Below are 20,827 nucleotides of genomic sequence, written 5' to 3' on the forward strand. Positions count from 1 at the left end.
CGTCGGGACATTCATTTGCCATTCAGCGTCGTTGCGTTAATTCTTGCGGCCAAGTTGACCGTGCCATCGAAAGTAAGTCCATGACCTCGCCTATCCTCATCGCTGCGACAGCCGTCAGCATGGCTGTGTTTGCGCCGTCTGCCGCGGACCGTCCTCAAGACGTCCAGACGGTGGCGTCCGACTGCAGCGACGCCGCGCGCCAGGTCGTTGCGGACACGGGCGGTGAACTGCTATCTGCTCAGCCGCGCAACGGCGTTTGCGTGGTCACGGTGCTGGTGCCCGGCAAGGGCAATGCCCGGCCGCGGAAGGTGACGGTGCGCGTGCCGATACAGTAAGCTGGTCCGGCCGCCCGACGGGGCAGCCTGACAGAAGGGAACAGACAGATGCGCATTCTCGTTGTCGAGGACGACGACAACCTCAACCGGCAGTTGGCGGAAGCCCTGAAGGAAGCAGGATACGTGGTCGATCAGGCCTATGACGGCGAGGAGGGGCACTATCTCGGCGATGCCGAACCCTATGACGCCGTGATCCTCGACATCGGCCTGCCGCAGATGGACGGCATCACCGTTCTGGAAAAATGGCGCGCGGACGGCAAACGCATGCCCGTGCTTCTGCTGACGGCGCGCGACCGCTGGAGCGACAAGGTCGCCGGAATCGACGCGGGGGCCGACGACTACGTGGCAAAACCCTTCCATGTCGAGGAAGTGCTGGCGCGCATCCGCGCGCTAATCCGCCGCGCGGCTGGACATGCAAGCTCGGAGATCGTCTGCGGTCCTGTTCGGCTCGACACCAAGGGGTCCAAGGCGACGGTGAACGGCGTGGCGCTCAAGCTGACGTCGCATGAGTATCGCCTGCTCTCCTACCTCATGCATCATATGGGGCAGGTGGTCTCGCGCACCGAACTCGTCGAGCACATGTACGACCAGGACTTCGACCGCGACAGCAATACGATCGAAGTGTTCGTCGGCCGGCTGCGCAAGAAGATCGGCGTCGATCTGATCGAGACCGTGCGCGGGCTCGGCTATCGCATGCAAGCGCCCGGCAATGGCCATTAAGGCACCCGGGGGCGCTCGATCGCTCACGTTTCGCGTGCTGCTGCTCGCATCGCTGTGGTCGGCGGTGGCGCTGGTGGTGATCGCGCTGGTGATCTCCACGCTCTATAGGCGCAGCGCCGAGGCGAGCTTCCAGGACCTGCTGCGTGCCCAGCTCTACAACGTCATCAATTCGGTCTCGACCGACGAGAGCTTCCAGCTGACCGGCAGCCCGCAGCTGGGCGACCTGCGCTTCTCACAGCCGCAGACCGGCTGGTACTGGGTCGTCGAGCCGATCGGCGACAATTTTCCGAGCGAGCCGATGTCTTCCACCTCGCTCGGTTACGGCAGCATTCCCATTCCCGACACGGAAACCATTCCGTTCGATACGCGTTACGAGCGCTACTACACGACCGAGGATACCTTCGGCAACAAGGTCGAAGTGGTCGAGACGGAAGTGGTGCTGGATCAGGAGGGGCGGACGGCGCGCTTTCGCATCGTCGGCAACCGAAACGTTCTGGAGGACGATATCCAGGCCTTTTCCCGCAATCTCTATCTGGCGCTCGCCGGCTTCGGCTTCGGAAGTCTGTGCCTCAACGCGATCGCGATCCTGATCGGCCTGCGGCCGCTCGATCACGTGCGCAAGGCGCTGGAGCAGATCCGCGCCGGCCAGGCCGAGCGGCTCGCCGGCGTCTTCCCGCGCGAGATCCAGCCGTTGGCGAGCGAGGTCAACGCGCTGATCGACAGCAATCGCCGTATCATCGAGCGGGCGCGCATGCAGGTCGGCAATCTCGCCCATTCGCTCAAGACGCCGATCGCGGTGCTTTTGAACGAGGCGCGCGTTTTGCTTCCGCCGCACAGCGAACTGGTGCGTACGCAGGCGGAGGCGATGCAGGGACAGGTCCAGTCCTATCTCAACCGCGCCCGCATCGCCGCCCAGCGCGAATCGGTGCTGGCGCGCACGGAGGCGGCCCCGGTCCTGCAGCGCCTCGCCCGCGTGATGCGCAGGCTGAATGCCGACATCGAGTTCCCGGTGACGATCGAGCCGGAGGATTTGATGGTGGCGATGGAGCAGCAGGACATGGAGGAAGTGGTCGGCAACCTGCTGGAGAACGCCGCGCGCTATGCCCGAAGCACGGTCACGATCCGCGCCATCCTCGCCCCCGACGATCAGACCGATGCGGATGCCCAGCGCCGCCGCTGGGTGGTCGTGGAAGTCGAGGACGATGGCCCGGGCCTCGAGCCGGACCAAATCCAGGAGGCCCTGAAACGCGGGCGCCGGCTGGACGAAAGCAAGCCCGGGACAGGCCTTGGCCTGTCGATCGTTCGCGAGATCACTTCGGAGTATCAGGGAACGCTGACGCTGGCGCGCGGGAGCATGGGCGGCCTCCTGGCACGCCTCGTCCTGCCCGCGGTTGCAAAGGATGTTGCCTGATGCCGAAGACAGTGCAAGATAGGCGTGCTGGCGCTGCTGCGTGCGGCGCAGTGCGTGCCAGCGTGGATCGGGAAAAAAGGCTTGAAATGACGCAGACACACCGGGTGAGCAGGAAATCGCGTGTCGTTACCATTCCGGTGGTGGTTGCTTCGATCGGGCTTGCAGGTTGCACGACGACGTCGGGGCGGACGGTGGGCGCGGCGAATGCGTCGGCCGGCGTTGCCGTTTCCTCAGCGTCATATATTTCCGCCCTTGAAGGCGGCCTCGTGTCCAAGGCGAACGGCATCACGCTGTCGACCGCCGACCGCCAGCGGGCGCTGGAAGCCGAATATCGTGCGCTCGAGGCGGCACCGGGCGGGCAGCCGGTGATATGGAAAGGCCGTGGCGTACAAGGCTCTGTGGTTGCGGCGGCGCCCTATCAGGTCGGTTCTCAGAACTGCCGCCAATACAGCCATACGGTGGCGGCCGATGGCCGAGAGACCGTCAGCCGCGGGGCTGCCTGCCGGACGGCGGCAGGCACTTGGACCCCCTTGAGCTGAGGCTTTCGGCCCCTCGCGCACCGCTTGCGGCTAAACGCCTCAAATCTCCGTCAATTCGGCTTTTGCAATTGGAAAAGGCATGGTGTTCCATTAATTGGACCTCATGTTCTTCTGGATCCTTGTTGCCGTTCTCACCGCCGCGGTTGCGGCCGTCCTGCTCCTCCCGCTGCTGCGGGCAGGGGGGCGTTCGAATGTCGACGATGCGAATGACGCCGAGGTCTACCGCGACCAGCTTGAAGAGCTAAAGCGCGATGAGGCCGCAGGTCTGATCGGCAAGGCGGAGGCCGAGCTTGCACGGGCGGAGATTGCCCGGCGCCTGATCGCGGCCACGGCGCGCGAAGGGGCAAGCAAGGACGGGCGACAGCCCGCATCGGCGCGCCGGCGCAATCTCCTGGCTCAGGCGCTGATCATCGTCGTCATGCCGGCGGTGGGGCTCTGTCTCTATTTGTCGGCCGGACATCCCGAGCTTCCCGCGCAGCCGCTGGCCGCACGCCTTGCCAATCCCGGCAGCGACGTCAACATCCTGATCGCCAAGGCGGAAGCCCATCTCGCCGAGAACCCGGACGACGGGGCCGGCTGGGACATTCTGGCACCCATCTACTACCGCAACGGGCGGATCGAGGATTCGGCCAACGCCTATCGGGAGGCGATGCGCGTGCTCGGACCGTCCGCAGCAAGGCTCGATGGATACGCCGAGGCGCTGATCGCGCTGTCGGGCGGGATCGTCACGAAGGATGCGCGCGAGGCGCTGCAGCAGTCGCAGGCGCTGGATGCCGGCAATCCGCGCACGCGCTTCTACCTCGCGTTGGCGCTGGAGCAGGAAGGCCGGCGCGACGAGGCGCTCGCCGCCTTCGAAGCGCTTGCGAAGGATTCTCCGGCCGATGCGCCCTGGCTGCCGCTCGTCAACCGCCATGTCGCCGGGCTTTCCCGCGGCGAGCAGGCGAAGCCGCCCGGCAATCCCGATGCCGGGCAAGTGGCGGCCGCCGACGAGATGTCGCCGGATGATCGCCGCCAGATGATTGCCGGCATGGTCGAAAGCCTTGCGAGCCGGCTGCAGGAAGACCCTGACAATTTCGAGGGCTGGATGCGCATCATCCGCTCCTATGCTGTTCTGGATCAAAGACAGGCGGCCGAGGACGCCCTACGCACGGCGCTGAAGAATTTTCCGCCGCAAAGCGAGAACGGTAGGCAACTGCTGGCGCTGGCGGGCGAACTGGCGATCAAGGTCGAGGGTAGCGAGCAATGACGCGCAAGCAAAAGCGGTTGGCAGTCATCGGCGGCGGCGTGGGCTTCCTGCTTGCGGCGGTGCTGCTGGTCATGTTCGCCTTCAGCCAGTCGATCGCATATTTTTATGTGCCGGGCGATCTTGCTACCGCCAATGTGCCACCGGGAACGCGCATCCGGCTCGGCGGTCTCGTCGAGACGGGAACGGTGAAGCGCGGCGAGGGTTCCACCGTGACCTTTGCCGTGACCGACACGATCGGCACCGTGCCGGTGACCTATACCGGCATCCTGCCGGATCTTTTCCGCGAGGGGCAGGGTGTCGTCGCCGAGGGCAGCTTCGCCGCCGGCAGATCCGTTTTCGTTGCCGACACCGTGCTTGCCAAGCATGATGAAACCTACATGCCGAAAGACGTGGCCGACCGCCTGAAGGCCCAAGGCGTGACGCTCAGCGGCAAGGAGACGATCCGGTGATCATCGAAATCGGGCATTACGCGCTGATCCTCGTGCTGGCGACATCGATCGTCCAGTCGCTGCTGCCGCTGGCCGGCACGCTCAGGAACGATCCCGCGCTGATGGCGGTGGCGCCTGCGGCGGCGACCGCCGGATTCCTGCTGACGCTCTTTTCCTTCTTTGTCCTGACTTTCGCCTACGTCACTTCGGACTTTTCGGTGCGGAACGTCTGGGAAAACTCTCATTCGCTGAAGCCGATGATCTACAAGGTCTCCGGCGTATGGGGGAACCACGAAGGTTCGATGATGCTGTGGCTGCTGATTCTCGCCTTCTTCAGCGCGCTGGTGGCGACTTTCGGCGGCAATCTTCCCGACCGGCTGAAGGCGAACGTGCTGGCCGTGCAGGGCTGGATCACAGCCGCCTTCGCGCTCTTCATCCTTTTGACCTCCAACCCGTTCCTGCGTCTCGATCCGGCACCGGGCGAAGGCAAGGACCTCAATCCGATCCTGCAGGACGTCGGCCTGGCGATCCATCCGCCGCTTTTGTATCTCGGCTATGTCGGTTTCTCCGTCTGCTTTTCCTTCGCGATCGCCGCGCTGATCGACGGGCGCATCGATGCGGCCTGGGCCCGCTGGGTGCGGCCGTGGGCGCTGATGGCCTGGAGCTTCCTGACGGCCGGTATCGCCATGGGTTCCTACTGGGCCTATTACGAACTCGGCTGGGGCGGCTGGTGGTTCTGGGATCCGGTTGAAAACGCCTCCTTCATGCCGTGGCTGGCGGGCACGGCACTCCTGCATTCGGCGCTGGTGATGGAAAAGCGCGAGGCGCTGAAGATCTGGACGGTGCTGCTCGCGATCCTGACCTTCTCGCTGTCGCTGCTCGGAACCTTCCTCGTGCGCTCCGGCGTGCTGACTTCTGTTCATGCATTTGCCACCGACCCGACCCGCGGCGTCTTTATTCTTGCGATCCTGATCGTCTTCATCGGCGGGGCCCTGTCGCTCTTCGCCTTTCGCGCGCCGGCGCTGAAGGCAGGCGGGCTGTTCGCGCCGATGTCTCGCGAGGGCGCGCTGGTCTTCAACAACCTGATCCTGACGACGGCGGCCGCCACGGTGCTGACCGGCACGCTCTATCCGCTGGTGCTCGAATCTCTTACCGGCGAAAAGATCTCGGTCGGCGCGCCGTTCTTCAACATGACGTTCGGACTGCTGATGGTGCCGCTTCTGCTGGCCGTACCGTTCGGACCGCTGCTCGCGTGGAAACGCGGCGACATTCTCGCCGCCGGGCAACGCCTCTTCGCCGCCGTCGGCGTCGGGCTGGCACTGGCGGCGATCGTCCAGTGGATGCATGGCGGCGGGCCGGTGCTTGCCTATTTCGGCCTCGCGCTCGGCTTCTACATGCTGGCCGGATCGGTCACCGACCTGGCGCTGCGGGCAGGCGTCGGCAAGGTCAGCGCGGGCATTGCCCGCAAGCGCCTGTTCGGCCTGCCGGGATCGGCCTTCGGCACTGCGCTCGCCCATTTCGGCGTGGGCGTAACCGTGATCGGCGTCGTCGCCGTCACCGCATTCGAGACCGAGCACGTCGTCGAGATGAAGCCCGGCGCCACGGTTTCCGCCGGCGGATATACGCTGACCTTCGATGGCATTCGGCAGGGGCGCGGACCCAACTATACCGAGGAGAGCGGGCATTTCAGCATTTCCCGCGGCGGGGTCAAGACGAGCGAGGTCTGGTCTTCGAAGCGGCTCTATACGGCGCGGCGGATGCCGACGACCGAGGCCGGCATCCGCACCTTCGGGCTCAGCCAGCTCTATGTGTCGCTGGGTGATCATATGGGCGACGGCGGCATCGTCGTTCGCGTCTGGTGGAAACCGATGATCCTGTGCATCTGGCTTGGCGCCCTGATCATGATGGCCGGCGGCGCCGTGTCGCTGTTCGACCGCCGCCTGAGGATAGGTGCACCGCAGGGCGCGCGCACAACGAAGGCAGCCGCGCGCCTGGAGGCAGCGGAATGATACGCAAGCTTTTTCTTGCCGCTGTCTTTGTCCTGAGCGCCATCCCGGCACTTGCCGTCAACCCGGACGAAGTGTTGTCCGATCCGGCGCTGGAGGCGCGCGCGCGCGCGTTGTCGGCGCAGCTGCGCTGCATGGTCTGCCAGAACCAGTCGATCGACGATTCCAACGCCGAGCTTGCCCGCGACCTGAGGCTCCTCGTGCGCGAGCGGATCTCGGGTGGAGACAGCGACGAGGCTGTGATCGAATATGTCGTCTCGCGCTATGGCGAGTTCGTGCTGCTCAAGCCGCGGCTGAAGCCGGAGACGCTTTTGCTGTGGGGCGCGCCGATCGTCCTTTTCCTGGGCGGGGCGATCGCGATGGCCCTGTTCGTCCGTCGCCGTTCCGGACAGGCCGTCGGCGAGCCGTTGACGGCGGACGAGAAGACGGCGCTGGAGCGGATCGTGGGGACGGATCGGCCGGACGGAAGGGCCGGTTCATAATAGCTGGGGCACCATACGCGCGATATTGCCAACATTACGAAAAATTCATGCCGCGGACAGTGCACCGTAATGTCCGAGGACCTATCTCTTGGTCATCGATCTCCAGTCGAGCCAACAGAGAAAAGGTTCTGCGATGTCTAAACAAGTTTCCTTCCGTCCCTCTTTCAAGACGGTCCTGAAGACCTCGACCGTTGCCGGTCTCGCCGCGCTGATGCTGGCGACGGGCATTCCGGCGCAGGTCGCCCAGTCGTTCGCCGAACCCGTCAAGGTGACGGCACCCCAGGTGGCAAGCTTCGGGGACGTTGTCGATGCGGTATCGCCGGCCGTCGTTTCCGTTCGCGTTCAGTCGGACGTCAAGCCCGTCTCCGACGACAGCAACAGCTTCGGCTTCAACTTCGGCGGCCGCGGTTTTGACGATCTTCCGGACGACCATCCGCTGAAGCGCTTTTTCCGCGAATTCGGCGGCCCGGACGGCGGCCCGCGTGCTGATCGCGGCCCCGGTCAGCGCCAGTTCGGCGACAAGGACGGTGGCAAGCGCAAGGGTCACCTGCGCCCGACCTCCCAGGGTTCCGGCTTCTTCATTTCCGAAGACGGCTACATCGTCACCAACAACCACGTCGTTGACGACGGTGCCGCCTTCACGATCATCATGAACGACGGCACCGAGCTGGATGCGAAGCTGGTCGGCAAGGACAGCCGCACCGACCTCGCCGTGCTCAAGGTCGACAACAAGGACAACCGCAAGTTCACCTACGTCACCTTTGCCGACGACAGCAAGGTGCGCGTCGGGGACTGGGTCGTCGCCGTCGGCAACCCGTTCGGCCTCGGCGGTACGGTCACCGCCGGCATCATCTCGGCCCGTGGCCGCGACATCGGCTCCGGCCCCTATGACGACTACCTGCAGATCGACGCCGCCGTGAACCGGGGCAACTCGGGCGGCCCGGCTTTCGATCTGAATGGTCAGGTCGTCGGCATCAACACGGCAATCTTCTCGCCCTCGGGCGGCAACGTCGGCATCGCGTTTGCGATCCCCGCGTCGGTCGCAAAGGACGTGGTGTCCGACCTGATGAAGGATGGCAAGGTCGATCGCGGTTGGCTCGGCGTCCAGATCCAGCCGGTGACGAAGGACATCGCCGAATCGCTCGGCCTGGCAGAGGCCCAGGGTGCGCTGGTCGTCGAGCCGCAGGCAGGTTCGCCGGGTGAGAAGGCCGGTATCAAGAAGGGCGACGTGATCACCGCTCTTGACGGCGACACCATCAAGGACCCGCGCGACCTCGCAAAGCGTGTGGCCGCGGTCAAGCCCGGCACAAATGTCGAGCTTTCGGTCTGGCGCAACGGCAAGTCGGAGACCGTCAAGGTCGACATCGCCAAGCTCGAGGCTGACAAGCAAGCGTCTTCCGAGCAGCAGTCTGCACCCGACCAGCAGCCGTCTGCCCAGGAAGAACTCGCCAGCCTCGGCATCTCCGTAATCCCGTCCGAAGACGGCAACGGCGTCACCGTCGCCGCCGTGGACCCGGACTCCGACGCGAGCGATCGCGGTCTGAAGGAAGGCGACCGCATCACTTCGGTCAACAACCAGGAAATCAAGTCGGCTGACGAAATCACGAAGGTCATCGAACAGGCACGCAAGGACGGTCGTTCCAAGGCGCTGTTCCAGGTGGAGACCGACAACGGCAGCCGCTTCCTCGCCCTGCCGATCGACCAGGGCTGACCCGCACAGCTCGATCCCGGCGCCGCGAAATCGCAAGGTTTCGCGGCGCTTGCGTCGAAGACGAAAGACAATTCGCGTTTCCGGAAGTCACAGGCAACCTGTCAAGCTCGCTATAACCCGTGTAAGGTTCATCCATGAAGATACTGATTGTAGAAGATGATCTGGATGCAGCGGCCTACCTGACCAAGGCGTTTCGCGAGGCGGGGATCGTGTCCGATCACGCCAGCGATGGAGATAGCGGGCTGTTTCTTGCCACGGAGAATTCCTACGACGCGCTCGTCGTCGACCGCATGCTGCCCCGGCGCGACGGCCTGTCGCTGATTTCCGAGTTGCGCGCTCGCGGCATTCATACGCCCGCCCTTATCCTTTCGGCATTGGGCCAGGTGGACGACCGGGTGACCGGCCTGCGCGCCGGCGGTGACGACTACCTGCCCAAGCCCTATGCTTTCAGCGAACTGCTGGCGCGTGTCGAGGTGCTCGGCCGGCGCAAGGGGACCCCCGAGCAGGACATGACCTACCGGGTCGGCGATCTCGAACTCGACCGGCTGGCGCATGTCGTGCGCCGCGGCGGCCGGGAGATACTGCTGCAGCCGCGCGAATTCCGCCTGCTCGAATATCTGATGAAGAATGCCGGCCAGGTGGTGACGCGCACCATGCTGCTCGAAAACGTCTGGGACTATCACTTCGATCCGCAGACCAACGTCATCGACGTGCATGTTTCTCGCCTGCGCTCCAAGATCGAGAAGGACTTCGACCAGCCCCTTTTGAGGACGGTGCGGGGCGCCGGCTATATGATCAAGGACGAGGTATCCGCCTGAATGCTGTCGGGAATGGCGACACTTTTCCGGACGACCGCGGTTCGCCTGTCCGGGCTCTACATCCTGCTGTTTGCCGCCTGCGCCGCATTCCTGGTCTTCTACGTCACATCGATGTCGGAAAACCTGCTGCGCCAGCAGATGCACGAGACCGTGCTCAGCGAGGTCGCCGAGATCCAGGACGTCTTCAACCGGGCCGGCATGAACGGTCTTCTGAGAACGCTGGAGCGTCGCGCCCGCCAGCCGGGTGCCAACCTCTATATCATCGCCAATCCCGCAGGCGAGATACTCGCCGGTAACGTGCTGTCCCTCCAGCCCGGCGTTCTGGACAGGGAGGGCTGGACCGAGACGCCCTTTCGCTACGAACGCTTCGGTGACGAAGGCAAGTCCGAGCGCCATGCCGCGCGCGCTGAGGTCTTCCTGCTATCCAACGGCCTGAAGATCCTGGTCGGCCGCGATCTCGGCGAGCCGGAGCACTTCCGCGGCCTGGTGCGCCAGGCGCTCGTCGTCGCCCTCGGCATCATGGGCATCGGCGCGCTGGCGATCTGGTATCTGATCGGCCGCAACGCGCTGCGCCGCATGGACCGCATGTCGGACGCCAGCCAGCGTATCATGGACGGCGACCTCAGCCAGCGCCTGCCTGTCGGTCGCTCGGGCGACGAGTTCGACCGGCTTTCGGAATCCCTGAATTCCATGCTGGGGCGTATCGAGAAGCTGAATGAAGGCCTGCGGCAGGTCTCCGACAACATCGCCCATGATCTCAAGACGCCGCTGGCACGGCTGCGCAACAAGGCCGAGGCGGCGCTTGCCGGCAAGACCACGCCAGCGGAGTACCGCGAGGCGCTTTCGGAGATGATCGCGGAATCCGACCAGTTGATCCGTACCTTCAACGCACTTTTGATGATCTCGCGGGTCGAGGCGGGTTCGGCGGTCGCCGAAATGTTGCCTGTCGACCTGTCCCAGATCGTCTCCGACTGCGTCGAGCTGTACGAGCCGGCCGCCGAGGAGGCGGGTTTGGCCGTCACTGCCGATATCGCACCCGATATCCACATCACAGGCAATCGCGAACTGATCGGTCAGGCGCTCGGCAATCTCCTGGACAACGCGATCAAATATGCGGAGGGCGCTGCAGACGGCCGGATTTGCGTGCGTCTGGAACGCGAGGGCGAGGGGGCGGTCGTCTCCGTCTCCGACAACGGGCCCGGCATTCCCGCGGAAGAGCGCGCCAACGTGCTCAAGCGTTTCGTTCGTCTCGACAAGAGCCGCAGCAAGCCGGGGACAGGCCTGGGCCTGTCGCTGGTGGAGGCGGTGATGGAGGTTCATCACGGCAGCCTCGTCCTCAGTGAAACCGGCGAGGGCATCGATGCCCACGGGCTGACGGCGACGATGCATTTTCCTGCTGCTATGCCGGCAAAGTCCTGACGCCCGATCGCTGTTCGAATCCCCCGTCCGAATGGAATTTGCTGACAAATCAGCCGCTTTCTCTCCCGGGATCGGTTTTCGTCGCTCGCCTTGGCTGGTAGAGGAGGGAGAGGGGGCGTGGGCAGGGCGGTCTTGCCAGAGCCTGCACCGACAAGTCGACCCATCGGAGGAGAACCATGAGGCTGACCGACGAAACGCGCCTGAGCGACATCTGTGCCTGCAAGGTCAGGCCGCTCAGCCAGACGGAGGTGAAGTCGGTGCTTTCCGACCTGAAGGATATCGCGCGCGACCGTCAGGACGTTGCCGACCTTTTGGGATCCGAGACGGTGCTGAAGGAGTTCGTCGTCGCTGCCTTTTCGCTTTCGCCGTTCCTGCGCGATACTGCTCGCGTCTCGCCGGAGCTTCTTTCCATTGCCATTGCCAGGCCGCTCCTCCCGGAGCTTCGCCAGGCCATTGCCGAGGCGCGCGGGGCATGGGACCCGGCGTTGAATGCCGACGTCTCCGAGGCGGCGGTCATGACGCGGCTGAGAAGGGCAAAGCGCAAGGTAGCATTCCTGACTGCGATGGCCGACCTTGCCAAGCTGATCGACGGGCGGCAGACGACAGCACTTCTCAGCGACCTGGCCGAGGCCGCGGTGTGCGCAGCGATGGATCACCTGCTGCTGTCGGCGGAAACGTCCGGCAAGGTAAAGCTGAAGGACAGCACGCGTCCCTCGGCCGGATCGGGCATGATCGTGCTGGGCATGGGCAAGCTCGGCGCCGGCGAACTCAATTACTCCTCCGACATCGACCTCGTTGTCTTCTTCGACCCGCAGGCCGAGATTGCGCTCGATCCGGGCGAGGCGACGGAGACCTTTGCAAGGCTCGTTCGGCGGCTGATCCGGATCATGCAGGAGCGGACGGCCGATGGCTACGTTTTCCGTACCGACCTCCGGCTGCGGCCGGATCCGGGCGCCACGCCGCTGGCGATCTCGTTCGATTCTGCCATGCTCTATTATGAAAGTCGCGGCCAGAACTGGGAGCGCGCCGCCTTCATCAAGGCCAAGGCGATCGCCGGCGACATTCCCGCAGGGGAAGGCTTCCTGCGCGAGCTGACCCCCTTCGTCTTCCGCAAATATCTCGACTATGCCGCGATTGCTGACATCCATTCGATCAAGCGCCAGATTCATGTCCACAAGGGGCATGGCGAAATCGCGGTCAAGGGCCACAACGTCAAGCTCGGCCGCGGCGGAATTCGTGAAATCGAATTCTTCGTCCAGACCCAACAGTTGATCGCCGGCGGACGCATGCCCGCACTCAGGCTGCGCTCGACGGAGGCGATGCTGCAGGAACTGGCGCGGACGGGCTGGATCGACGCAGCGACCGCGACCGAACTGACCGAAGCCTACTGGTTCCTGCGCGACGTCGAGCACCGCATCCAGATGGTACGCGACGAACAGACCCATGTGCTTCCGGAGACCGAGGCCGACCTCAAGCGCATCGCCTTCATGATGGGCTTTGCCGATACGGCCGCATTCGCAGACGCGCTCGTCACGGTGCTGAAGACCGTAGAACGCCGCTATGGAGACCTCTTCGAGCAGGAGGCAAAGCTTTCCACCGAAGGCGGAAACCTGGTCTTCACCGGGCAGCGGGACGATCCCGACACGCTCGCCACCCTGCGCAAGCTGGGTTTTCAGCGGCCAGAAGCGATCTCGCAGACGATCCGCACCTGGCACTACGGGCGCTACCGCGCCACCCAGTCCGTCGAGGCGCGCGAGCGTCTGACAGAGTTGACGCCGGAGCTTCTGAAGGTGTTCGGACAAAGCAAGCGTGCCGACGAGGCATTGCTGCGCTTCGATCACTTCCTTTCCGGCCTGCCGGCGGGAATCCAGCTGTTCTCGCTGCTTGGCAACAATCCCCGGCTGCTGTCGCTGATCGTCAACATCATGTCGTCCGCGCCGAGATTGGCTGAAATCATCGCCGCGCGCCCGCACGTCTTCGACGGCGTGCTCGATCCGCGCCTTCTGGCGGAACTGCCGACACGAACCTACCTGGCCGAGCGGATTGCGGCGTTCCTGTCCGGCGCGCGCCACTATGAGGAGGTGCTCGACCGGCTGCGCATCATTGCCGCCGAACAGCGCTTCCTGATCGGCATCCGGCTGCTGACAGGCACGATCGGTGGCGCGCAGGCGGCACGCGCGTTCACACACGTTGCCGATCTGATCATCGAGGCGGCGCTTGCCGCCGTCCAGCGCGAGATCGAGGCCGCGCATGGTGTGTTCCCCGGCGGGCGCGTCGCAGTCCTCGGCATGGGCAAGCTCGGCAGTTTCGAGCTGACCGATGGTTCCGACGTCGATCTCATCCTGCTCTACGACTACGAGGGGAATGCTGCCGCCGAATCGGACGGGCCCAAGCCATTGGATGCGACGCGCTACTTCGCCCGGATGACCCAGCGCCTGATAGCGGCGCTGTCGGCGCCCACCGCCGAGGGCGTGCTCTACGAGGTCGACATGCGGCTTCGCCCGTCGGGCAACAAGGGGCCGGTCGCGACGCGGATTGCATCCTTCGCCAAATATCAGGAGGAGGAGGCCTGGACCTGGGAACACATGGCGCTGACCCGCGCGCGTGTCGTCTGCGGCGACGAGAGCCTTGCCCAGGAGGCGCGGAACACGATCGGCAAGCTGCTGGAACGAAAGCGCGATGTTTCGGCGATCGTGAAAGACGTGGCCGAAATGCGCGCCCTCATCGAGCAGGAGAAGGCCCCGAAGGACATCTGGGACCTGAAGCTTATCCCGGGCGGCCTGATCGACATCGAGTTCATCGCGCAGTTCCTGACGCTTGTCGGTCCCGCGCGCGGGGCCGAACTTCCCGCCGCCGCCATGCCGACCGGCGAGGCGCTGGCGATCGTCGCCCGCGGGCAGATGGACCCGAACAGCCTCGACACCATCCTGCAGGCGCTGCGGACCTATACGGAGATCTCCCAGATCGTCCGCCTCTGCATCGATGGCGCCTTCGATCCGAAGGATGCGCCGGCCGGCCTCGTCGACCTCGTCTGCCGGGCCGGCGATTGCCCGGACCTCAAGACGCTGGAGGCCGAGCTGCGCCGCCTATCGAAAGCGGTGCGGCGTATCTTCCAGGCGACGGTTGCTGCCTGATTTCTCGCCGAGGCGGGGCGTCCGTCAGGCGGTCGCCTTGCAGGGCTGCGTCGCACCCTGACGTTCGGGGATCCGCACCGAGATGACGGTGCCTTTGCCTTCCTGCGAATGGATTCGCATGGCGCCGCCGTGCAGCCGGGTCAGCGACCGCGATATGGCAAGCCCGAGGCCGGAACCGCCCTTGCTCTTGGCATACTGGCTCTGCACCTGTTCGAACGGCTGCCCGATCTTGGCGAGCGCTTCCTTGGGGATGCCGATGCCGGTATCGGCGATCGTCAGCGTCACGGCGCCGCCGAGCTTGCGTGCCCGCACGCGCACCTCGCCGCCGGTGTCGGTGAATTTCATCGCGTTCGAGAGCAGGTTCAGCAGGATCTGTTTCATCGCGCGGCGGTCGGCCACAAGCGAAAGCCCGCTGGAAACCTGTTGCACGATATGGATGTTCTTCTGCTTGGCCTGCACGGCGGTCAGGCGCAGCGTCTCGTCGACGAGCGGAGCGAGATCGATCTGATCGCAGCTGATGCGCATGTGGCCCGCCTCGATCTTCGACATGTCGAGAATGTCGGTGATGACGTTGAGCAGGTGCTGGCCGCTGTCGTGAATGTCGCGAGCGTACTCGTCGTACTTCTCCGAACCGAGCGGTCCGAACATCTGGTTCTGCAGGATCTCGGAGAAGCCGAGGATGGCGTTGAGCGGCGTGCGCAGCTCGTGCGACATGTTGGCCAGGAACTCGGACTTGGCGCGGTTGGCCGCTTCGGCGCGATCCTTCTCGGCCTGGTAGTTCGCATTGGCGATCGACAGTTCGGATTTCTGCTGTTCCAGCGTTGCGCGGGAGGCAGAAAGATCGCCGATGGTAGCCACTAGACGCCGTTCCGATTCACGCAGGCGCGCCTGATGCCGCTTGATCATGGAGATGTCGGTGCCGACGGAGACGAGGCCGCCGTCACGCGTGCGCCGCTCGTTGACTTGCAGCCAGCGCTCGTCGGCGAGCTGCACCTCTGTCGTCTGCGAACCGCTGCCGACGCCGTTGTCGGCCATCCGCCTTGCGATCACCGGACGGGCGGCGGCTGCGAGTACCACCAGTCGCTCCGTGCCCGGCACCAGCACATCGTCCGGCAGTCCATATGCCTGCTGGTAGTGTGCGTTGCACATGACGAGGCGGTCGTCCTTGTCCCACAGCACGAAGGTTTCGGAGGTGCACTCGATCGCGACCGCCAGCCGCTGGTCGGCTTCCTGGTAGCGCTGGGCCAGCCGATGCTGTTCGGTGACATCCATGGCGATGCCGATGATATGGGTGCGTCCCGACCCCATGCGGATGAGCTGTGCGCGGGCGCGAAGCCATACGTAGTGGCCGTCGGCATGCCGCATGCGGAACACCTGGTCGACCTGGCGCGCTTCGCCCTTGGCGATCGCACGCGCCACCTGGTAGATGCCGTCGTCGTCCGGGTGCATGAGGCGCGCTGCGTCGCCGAAGGAGAGGTAGTCGTCCTTCGGGTTCATGCCGAGCATCTCGTACATCGAGCGCGACCAGAACAGCCGGCGGCCGGAGAGATCGAAGTCCCACAGGCCGCAACGGCCGCGCGCAAGGGCAGTTTCCACGCGCAGATTGGATTCGACGAAGATTGCATCCGCATCGCGCGAGCGCTTGGCCTGCAGGAAATAGGCATAGAGGACGAAGCCGAGGATGGCGGATATGCCGGCAAAAAGCGTCACGTTCAGCGATAGCTCGCTCCGCCACAGCATCTCGATCGCCTCCAGCGGGCTGGCGACGAGCGCATAGCCGGCGCCGTTCGGCGCATCGATGATCGACACGTAGTGATCCGCATGGCCGATGCTTGCGCGCATCACGCCGGAAGGTTCGCCGAAATAGTGCGTCGCAGCCACGTCGGGCGCGATCCGGGCGACCGACATGCCGACGAAACGCGCCCCCGACAGCGAGCCGCCGAACACCCGGCCGCTCTTCTGAACGAAAAGGACGAGCGCGCCTTCGGGCAGGCGGTCCTGGGGGAGATACTTCGCAAGGGCGCGCTCGGCGTCGCCGCGCACGCCGTCCGAAATCAGGCGACCCTCGTCCGTTGATACGAGAACGGAGACGGCGGCGGCCATCAGCGCGGTACTGTCGCGGACGCCCGTATCCATGCGCTGCTGCTCCAGCATCAGCCCACTCAGCCGGGCGATCCCGACGACGAGGAGAAAGGCGATGATCAGGACCGGGATCGAACGCTTAAGCACTGGTTCCGCGCGCGAAATGCGCAGCGATTCCGGTCCGGCGAATATCCGCGCGCGCCCCGAAAGCTCCTTGTCCCAGGTTGCCAAACCTGGAAATTTGAGACGAATCCGCCCCCCGGCTGCGCGTCCCCGCTGCGCGTCCGCCATGTCCAATACCCTGTTTCTTCTGGTGATTCGGAAATGCCGCATCCGAATCTAAGCTAATGAATCATTCGCGATTCGCCTTGTCCAGAGGAAACGGTAAAACTTTGTTAACCATTTCTTGCGGGTGCAAAGTAGCACTTGCCGGTGGCGGGCGGCGCATGCGCCTCGCAGGCGTTGCGATCGGGGTAGGGGGAAAGGTGGCATCGGGCTGCCGCCCGGCCAGAACAAGTCCCGGCAGGCAACAAGCCTTTATCAGGAATGGAGCGAAGGGCCGTAGCCCTTATGCCTTCAGCATGCGTTCCACGATGTCCGAAACGTCCGAAGAAAGCTTCTCTCCGGCAGCGATCGTGCGCAACGCATTGAGCGCATGGTCGGAGCGCACGTCCTCGAGCGCTCGCCAGGAGCGCATCGAAGTGAGGATGCGGGCGGCAAGCTGTGGATTCTTCGGATCGATCTCGAGGATCTGCTCGGCGAGGAAGCGGTAGCCTGCGCCGTCGGCGCGGTTGAAGCCGGTCGGGTTGGCGAAGGCGAAGGTGCCGACGAGAGCGCGCACGCGGTTCGGATTCGACCTGTTGAAGAGCGGGCTTTCCATGAGCGTCCTGACCCGCTCCAGCGCGCCGTGGCCGGGTATGGTCGACTGGATGGAGAACCATTTGTCGATGACCAGCGCGTTGTCGGCAAAGCGCGCGCGGAAAGCCTCCAGCGCTGCCGCCGTCTCCGGCGCATCCGGGAAGCGATGAGCGAGAACGGTGAGGGCCGCGCTCATATCGGTCATGTTGTCGGCGGTCTCGAAGGCCTTCGCCGCGCGATCGGGCCGGCCCTCGGCAATGGCGAGATAGCCGAGAGCGGCATTGCGCAGCGCGCGCTTTCCAGCGCTTGCCGCATCCGGCGTGAAGCCGCCCTTTGTGTGGTTACGGTCGAAGAGTGCTGCGAAGAGTTCCGCTCCCTTGTGCGCGGCGACTGCCATGACCGCCTCGCGGCCGGTGCGGATCGCATCCGGGTCGTTGTTGCCGCCGTGCTCACGGGCAACGTCGGCTTCGCTCGGCAGCGCCAGGATCTGTGCACGGAAAGCCGGCTCCAGCGTTTCGTCGCCGGCGATGGCGACGAGCGTGTCGACCAGAAGCGGATCGACGGCGATTTCCGCGGCGTTGCGGGCGTTGCGGGCAGCTGCGACGAGGTTGGGCAGCGCGATGTCGCTCAGCGCCTGCCAGCGGGCGAAAAAGTCGCTGTCGTGCCGGGCGATGTGGGCGAGGTCTGCGGGGGACTGTTCGAAATGCAGGTTGATCGGGGCGGAGAAGCCGCGGTTGAGCGTGACGACCGGCCGCGTCGGGATGCCGGAGAATGTGACCGTCTGCTGGCGCTGCGTCAGGTGCAACACGTCGCCGGTGACCTCAGCGCCCTCGATGGCTTGCGGCTCCGCTTCCGTGCCGTCGGCGAGCAGCAGGCCGAAGCGCAGCGGGATGTGCATCGGCTCCTTGGCGGACTGGCCGGGCGTGGGCGGAACCATCTGCTCGAAGGACAGGGTGAACACGCCCTTCGCCTGGTCGTAGGCGCTCGACACGGTCACCAGCGGCGTGCCGGCCTGATGATACCACAGCGAGAACTGCGACAGGTCGCGGCCGCTCGCATCCTCGAAGCACTTGACGAAGTCCTCGATCGTCGCGGCATCGCCGTCGTGACGCTCGAAATAGAGATCCATGCCCTTCTTGAAAAGCTCGGCACCGAGAATGGTCGCGATCATGCGCGTGACCTCGGAGCCCTTCTCATAGACGGTCGTCGTATAGAAGTTGTTGATTTCCCGGTATTTCGTCGGGCGCACTGGATGGGCGAGGGGACCGGCGTCCTCGGGGAACTGCTCGGATTTCAGATGCCGGACCTCGGCGATGCGCTTGACGGCGCGCGAGCGCTGGTCGGCCGAAAACTCGTGGTCGCGATAGACCGTCAGCCCTTCCTTCAGGCACAGCTGGAACCAGTCGCGGCAGGTGATGCGGTTGCCGGTCCAATTGTGGAAGTATTCGTGGGCGATGATCGCCTCGATGTTGGCGTAGTCCGCGTCGGTCGCCGTATCGGGGTCGGCAAGCACGTACTTGTCGTTGAAGACGTTGAGACCCTTGTTCTCCATCGCCCCCATGTTGAAGTCGGAGACGGCGACGATCATGAAGATGTCGAGATCGTATTCGCGGCCGAAAACTTCCTCGTCCCACTTCATCGAGCGTTTCAGTGCGTCCATTGCATAGGACGCGCGCGGTTCCTTGCCGTGCTCGACATAGATCTTGAGCGCGACTTCGCGGCCGGACATGGTGGTGAAGCTATCCTCGACGACGCCGAGGTCGCCGGCCACCAGTGCAAAGAGATAGCTGGGCTTCGGGTGCGGATCGAACCAGGCGGCGAAGTGCTTGCCCTCGCCATAGCCGGCCCCACCCAGGAAATTGCCGTTCGACAGGAGCAGCGGGCAGCTTTCCTTGTCGGCTATGATGTTGACGGTGTAGACGCAGAGCACGTCGGGCCGGTCATAGAAATAGGTGATCCGGCGAAAACCCTCGGCCTCGCACTGGGTGCAGTAGATGCCGTTGGTCCGGTAGAGACCCATCAGTTGCGTGTTTGCTTCGGGATTGATGACCGTTTCGACCGTGATCTCGAACGATCCCGTTTCGGGAAGTTCGCGGATCGTGAGAACGTCGTCTTCTTCGGTAAACCTTTCGGCTTCCATCGGCATGCCGTCGTAAAGCAGGCCGGTCATGTTCAGTTCGTCGCCATCCAGGACCAGCGGGGCGTCCGTTGCTGCCCCCTCCCGCCTGTGGAACAGCATGCGCGATGTGCACTTCGTTTCCGTCGGATCAAGTTCGAAGGTGAGGTCGACACGTTCGAGTACGAAGTCAGTCGGACGGTAGTCTGCCAGATTGATGATCCGGCCGCTCTCAGTGCGCATGGTATGTCCTGCTCGTGTCCTTCAGCTTGTCCTGATTTAGAGCATCGGGACGAAGGGCGAAAGGACGGATTGGTCTTCGGCTGAATTCCTTCTATGCACTCCGGCTTAACATCTCATTGCCGTATCGCACCCTCCAACGATTTCTTTGAGGCGGTGCGGCCGCAGGTTGAGCGGCGCTCATCAAAACCTTTTCGCCGGGATCACCAAAATTCATCCCCGCACCTTGTAAAACCCCGTTATTGTCCGCCTGATTTGTGCATCCGAATGACGCTTCGCGTCTCCGGCTCCCGTCCGGGCCGTGAATGAAAGACTTTTCTCCGATGGAGTTCGACCAACAGCAGCCGATGAAGGCGATCTTACTCAAGGTCTCCTCCGTTGTGATCTTCGTCTGCATGTCCACGCTGATCAAGGCGGCGGGCAAGGATATTCCGACAGGCCAGATCACCTTCTACCGCTCGGCCTTCGCCATGCTGCCGGTTTTGGCCTATCTCGCCTTTCGTGGCGAGCTGATCCATTCCTTCCGGACCAACGACGTGACCGGGCATCTGGCCCGCGGCTTCGTCGGCATCCTGGCCATGAGCTTCGGCTTTTATGGCCTGATCCATCTGCCGCTGCCGGAAGCGATTGCCATCGGCTATGCGATGCCGCTGATCGCGGTCATGATCGCCGCCCTGTTCCTGAAGGAGACGGTGGGGCTTTACCGCTGGTCGGCGGTTTTCATCGGACTGGTCGGCGTCACCATCATCACCTGGCCACGTCTGACCCTCGTCGATGCGGGCGGTATCGGGACGGCGGAGGCCCTTGGCGCTGCGGCCGTCCTGGTTTCGGCAACCCTTGGCGCCATTGCGATGGTGTTGGTGCGCAAGCTGATACAAACGGAAAAGACGCCGACGATCGTTCTCTACTTCTCGCTCTCGGCCTCGGTGTTCTCGCTCGCCACCCTGCCGCTCGGCTGGGCGGATCTCGACAGCAGGGCGCTGCTGCTTCTGGCGCTTGCAGGTTTTTGCGGCGGGGTGGCGCAGATCCTGCTGACGGCAAGCTACCGTTATGCCGACGTCTCGACCATCGCCCCGTTCGAATACACCTCGATCGTGCTCGGCCTCGGCTTCGGCTATGTGCTTTTTGGCGACGTGCCGACGGTTGCGATGCTCGTCGGCACGCTGATCGTCATCTGCGCCGGCATTTTCATCATTATCCGCGAGCACAGGCTCGGCCTGCGCCGGAAGGCCGCCCGCAGGCATATGACCCCGCACGGTTGACGTCGCGGATATCCGGAGCC

At 64.2% G+C, this 20,827-nt stretch carries 15 protein-coding genes; 13 read left to right on the plus strand and 2 right to left on the minus strand.

All coding sequences use genetic code 11. The annotated features are described in order from the left end of the window. Positions 1-80: 80 nt before the first annotated feature. From HV823_RS02950 to HV823_RS03005, 12 genes are all read left to right on the plus strand, one after another. Positions 81-335 carry a hypothetical protein gene (locus HV823_RS02950; RefSeq protein ID WP_176948261.1) on the plus strand — a complete coding sequence of 85 codons (255 nt, stop codon included), beginning with the start codon at positions 81-83 and terminating at the stop codon, positions 333-335. Between the two features lie 48 nt (positions 336-383). Then, positions 384-1,055, plus strand: a complete 672-nt coding sequence (gene feuP, locus HV823_RS02955) for a two-component system response regulator FeuP (protein WP_176948262.1) — start codon at positions 384-386, stop codon at positions 1,053-1,055. After that, on the plus strand, positions 1,045-2,466 hold the full coding sequence (locus HV823_RS02960) for an ATP-binding protein (RefSeq protein ID WP_176948263.1): 1,422 nt from the start codon (positions 1,045-1,047) through the stop codon (positions 2,464-2,466). Before feuP ends, HV823_RS02960 begins: the two co-directional genes overlap by 11 nt. Positions 2,467-2,552: 86 nt before the next feature. Continuing rightward, positions 2,553-3,005 carry a hypothetical protein gene (locus HV823_RS02965; RefSeq protein WP_176948264.1) on the plus strand — a complete coding sequence of 151 codons (453 nt, stop codon included), beginning with the start codon at positions 2,553-2,555 and terminating at the stop codon, positions 3,003-3,005. A gap of 103 nt (positions 3,006-3,108) precedes the next feature. Further along, positions 3,109-4,251, plus strand: a complete 1,143-nt coding sequence (gene ccmI / locus HV823_RS02970; protein WP_176948663.1) for a c-type cytochrome biogenesis protein CcmI — start codon at positions 3,109-3,111, stop codon at positions 4,249-4,251. Next, the gene (gene ccmE / locus HV823_RS02975) at positions 4,248-4,700 is read left to right on the plus strand and encodes a cytochrome c maturation protein CcmE (protein ID WP_176948265.1); all 453 of its coding nucleotides are present in this window, start codon (positions 4,248-4,250) and stop codon (positions 4,698-4,700) included. Before ccmI ends, ccmE begins: the two co-directional genes overlap by 4 nt. Then, positions 4,697-6,688, plus strand: coding sequence for a heme lyase CcmF/NrfE family subunit (locus HV823_RS02980; RefSeq protein WP_176948266.1), 1,992 nt, complete (start codon positions 4,697-4,699; stop codon positions 6,686-6,688). Before ccmE ends, HV823_RS02980 begins: the two co-directional genes overlap by 4 nt. Further along, the gene (locus tag HV823_RS02985) at positions 6,685-7,167 is read left to right on the plus strand and encodes a cytochrome c-type biogenesis protein (protein ID WP_176948267.1); all 483 of its coding nucleotides are present in this window, start codon (positions 6,685-6,687) and stop codon (positions 7,165-7,167) included. The genes HV823_RS02980 and HV823_RS02985 overlap by 4 nt, the downstream gene beginning before the upstream one ends. Positions 7,168-7,300: 133 nt before the next feature. Next, positions 7,301-8,878: a Do family serine endopeptidase gene (locus HV823_RS02990; protein WP_176948268.1), complete on the plus strand. Its 1,578-nt coding sequence runs from the start codon at positions 7,301-7,303 to the stop codon at positions 8,876-8,878. Between the two features lie 134 nt (positions 8,879-9,012). Beyond that, positions 9,013-9,696, plus strand: coding sequence for a response regulator transcription factor (locus HV823_RS02995; protein ID WP_097139344.1), 684 nt, complete (start codon positions 9,013-9,015; stop codon positions 9,694-9,696). Between the two features lie 3 nt (positions 9,697-9,699). After that, complete coding sequence (locus tag HV823_RS03000; protein ID WP_176948664.1) at positions 9,700-11,115, plus strand: sensor histidine kinase; 1,416 nt, start codon at positions 9,700-9,702, stop codon at positions 11,113-11,115. A gap of 176 nt (positions 11,116-11,291) precedes the next feature. Continuing rightward, positions 11,292-14,249, plus strand: a complete 2,958-nt coding sequence (locus tag HV823_RS03005) for a bifunctional [glutamine synthetase] adenylyltransferase/[glutamine synthetase]-adenylyl-L-tyrosine phosphorylase (protein WP_176948269.1) — start codon at positions 11,292-11,294, stop codon at positions 14,247-14,249. A 24-nt stretch (positions 14,250-14,273) separates the two neighbouring features. Here HV823_RS03005 and HV823_RS03010 read toward each other — a convergent pair whose 3' ends face one another. Continuing rightward, positions 14,274-16,622 (minus strand): PAS domain-containing sensor histidine kinase, encoded by a 2,349-nt coding sequence (locus HV823_RS03010; protein WP_176948270.1) that lies wholly within the window; start codon positions 16,620-16,622, stop codon positions 14,274-14,276. Between the two features lie 277 nt (positions 16,623-16,899). Then, positions 16,900-19,548, minus strand: coding sequence for an aminopeptidase N (gene pepN / locus HV823_RS03015; RefSeq protein WP_176948271.1), 2,649 nt, complete (start codon positions 19,546-19,548; stop codon positions 16,900-16,902). A 302-nt stretch (positions 19,549-19,850) separates the two neighbouring features. Here pepN and HV823_RS03020 point away from each other — a divergent pair, with 302 nt between their 5' ends. Beyond that, positions 19,851-20,807, plus strand: a complete 957-nt coding sequence (locus HV823_RS03020; RefSeq protein WP_246300873.1) for a DMT family transporter — start codon at positions 19,851-19,853, stop codon at positions 20,805-20,807. Positions 20,808-20,827 lie beyond the last annotated feature (20 nt).

Source organism: Mycoplana rhizolycopersici (assembly GCF_013378445.1).
Classification (GTDB): Bacteria; Pseudomonadota; Alphaproteobacteria; order Rhizobiales; family Rhizobiaceae; genus Mycoplana; species Mycoplana rhizolycopersici.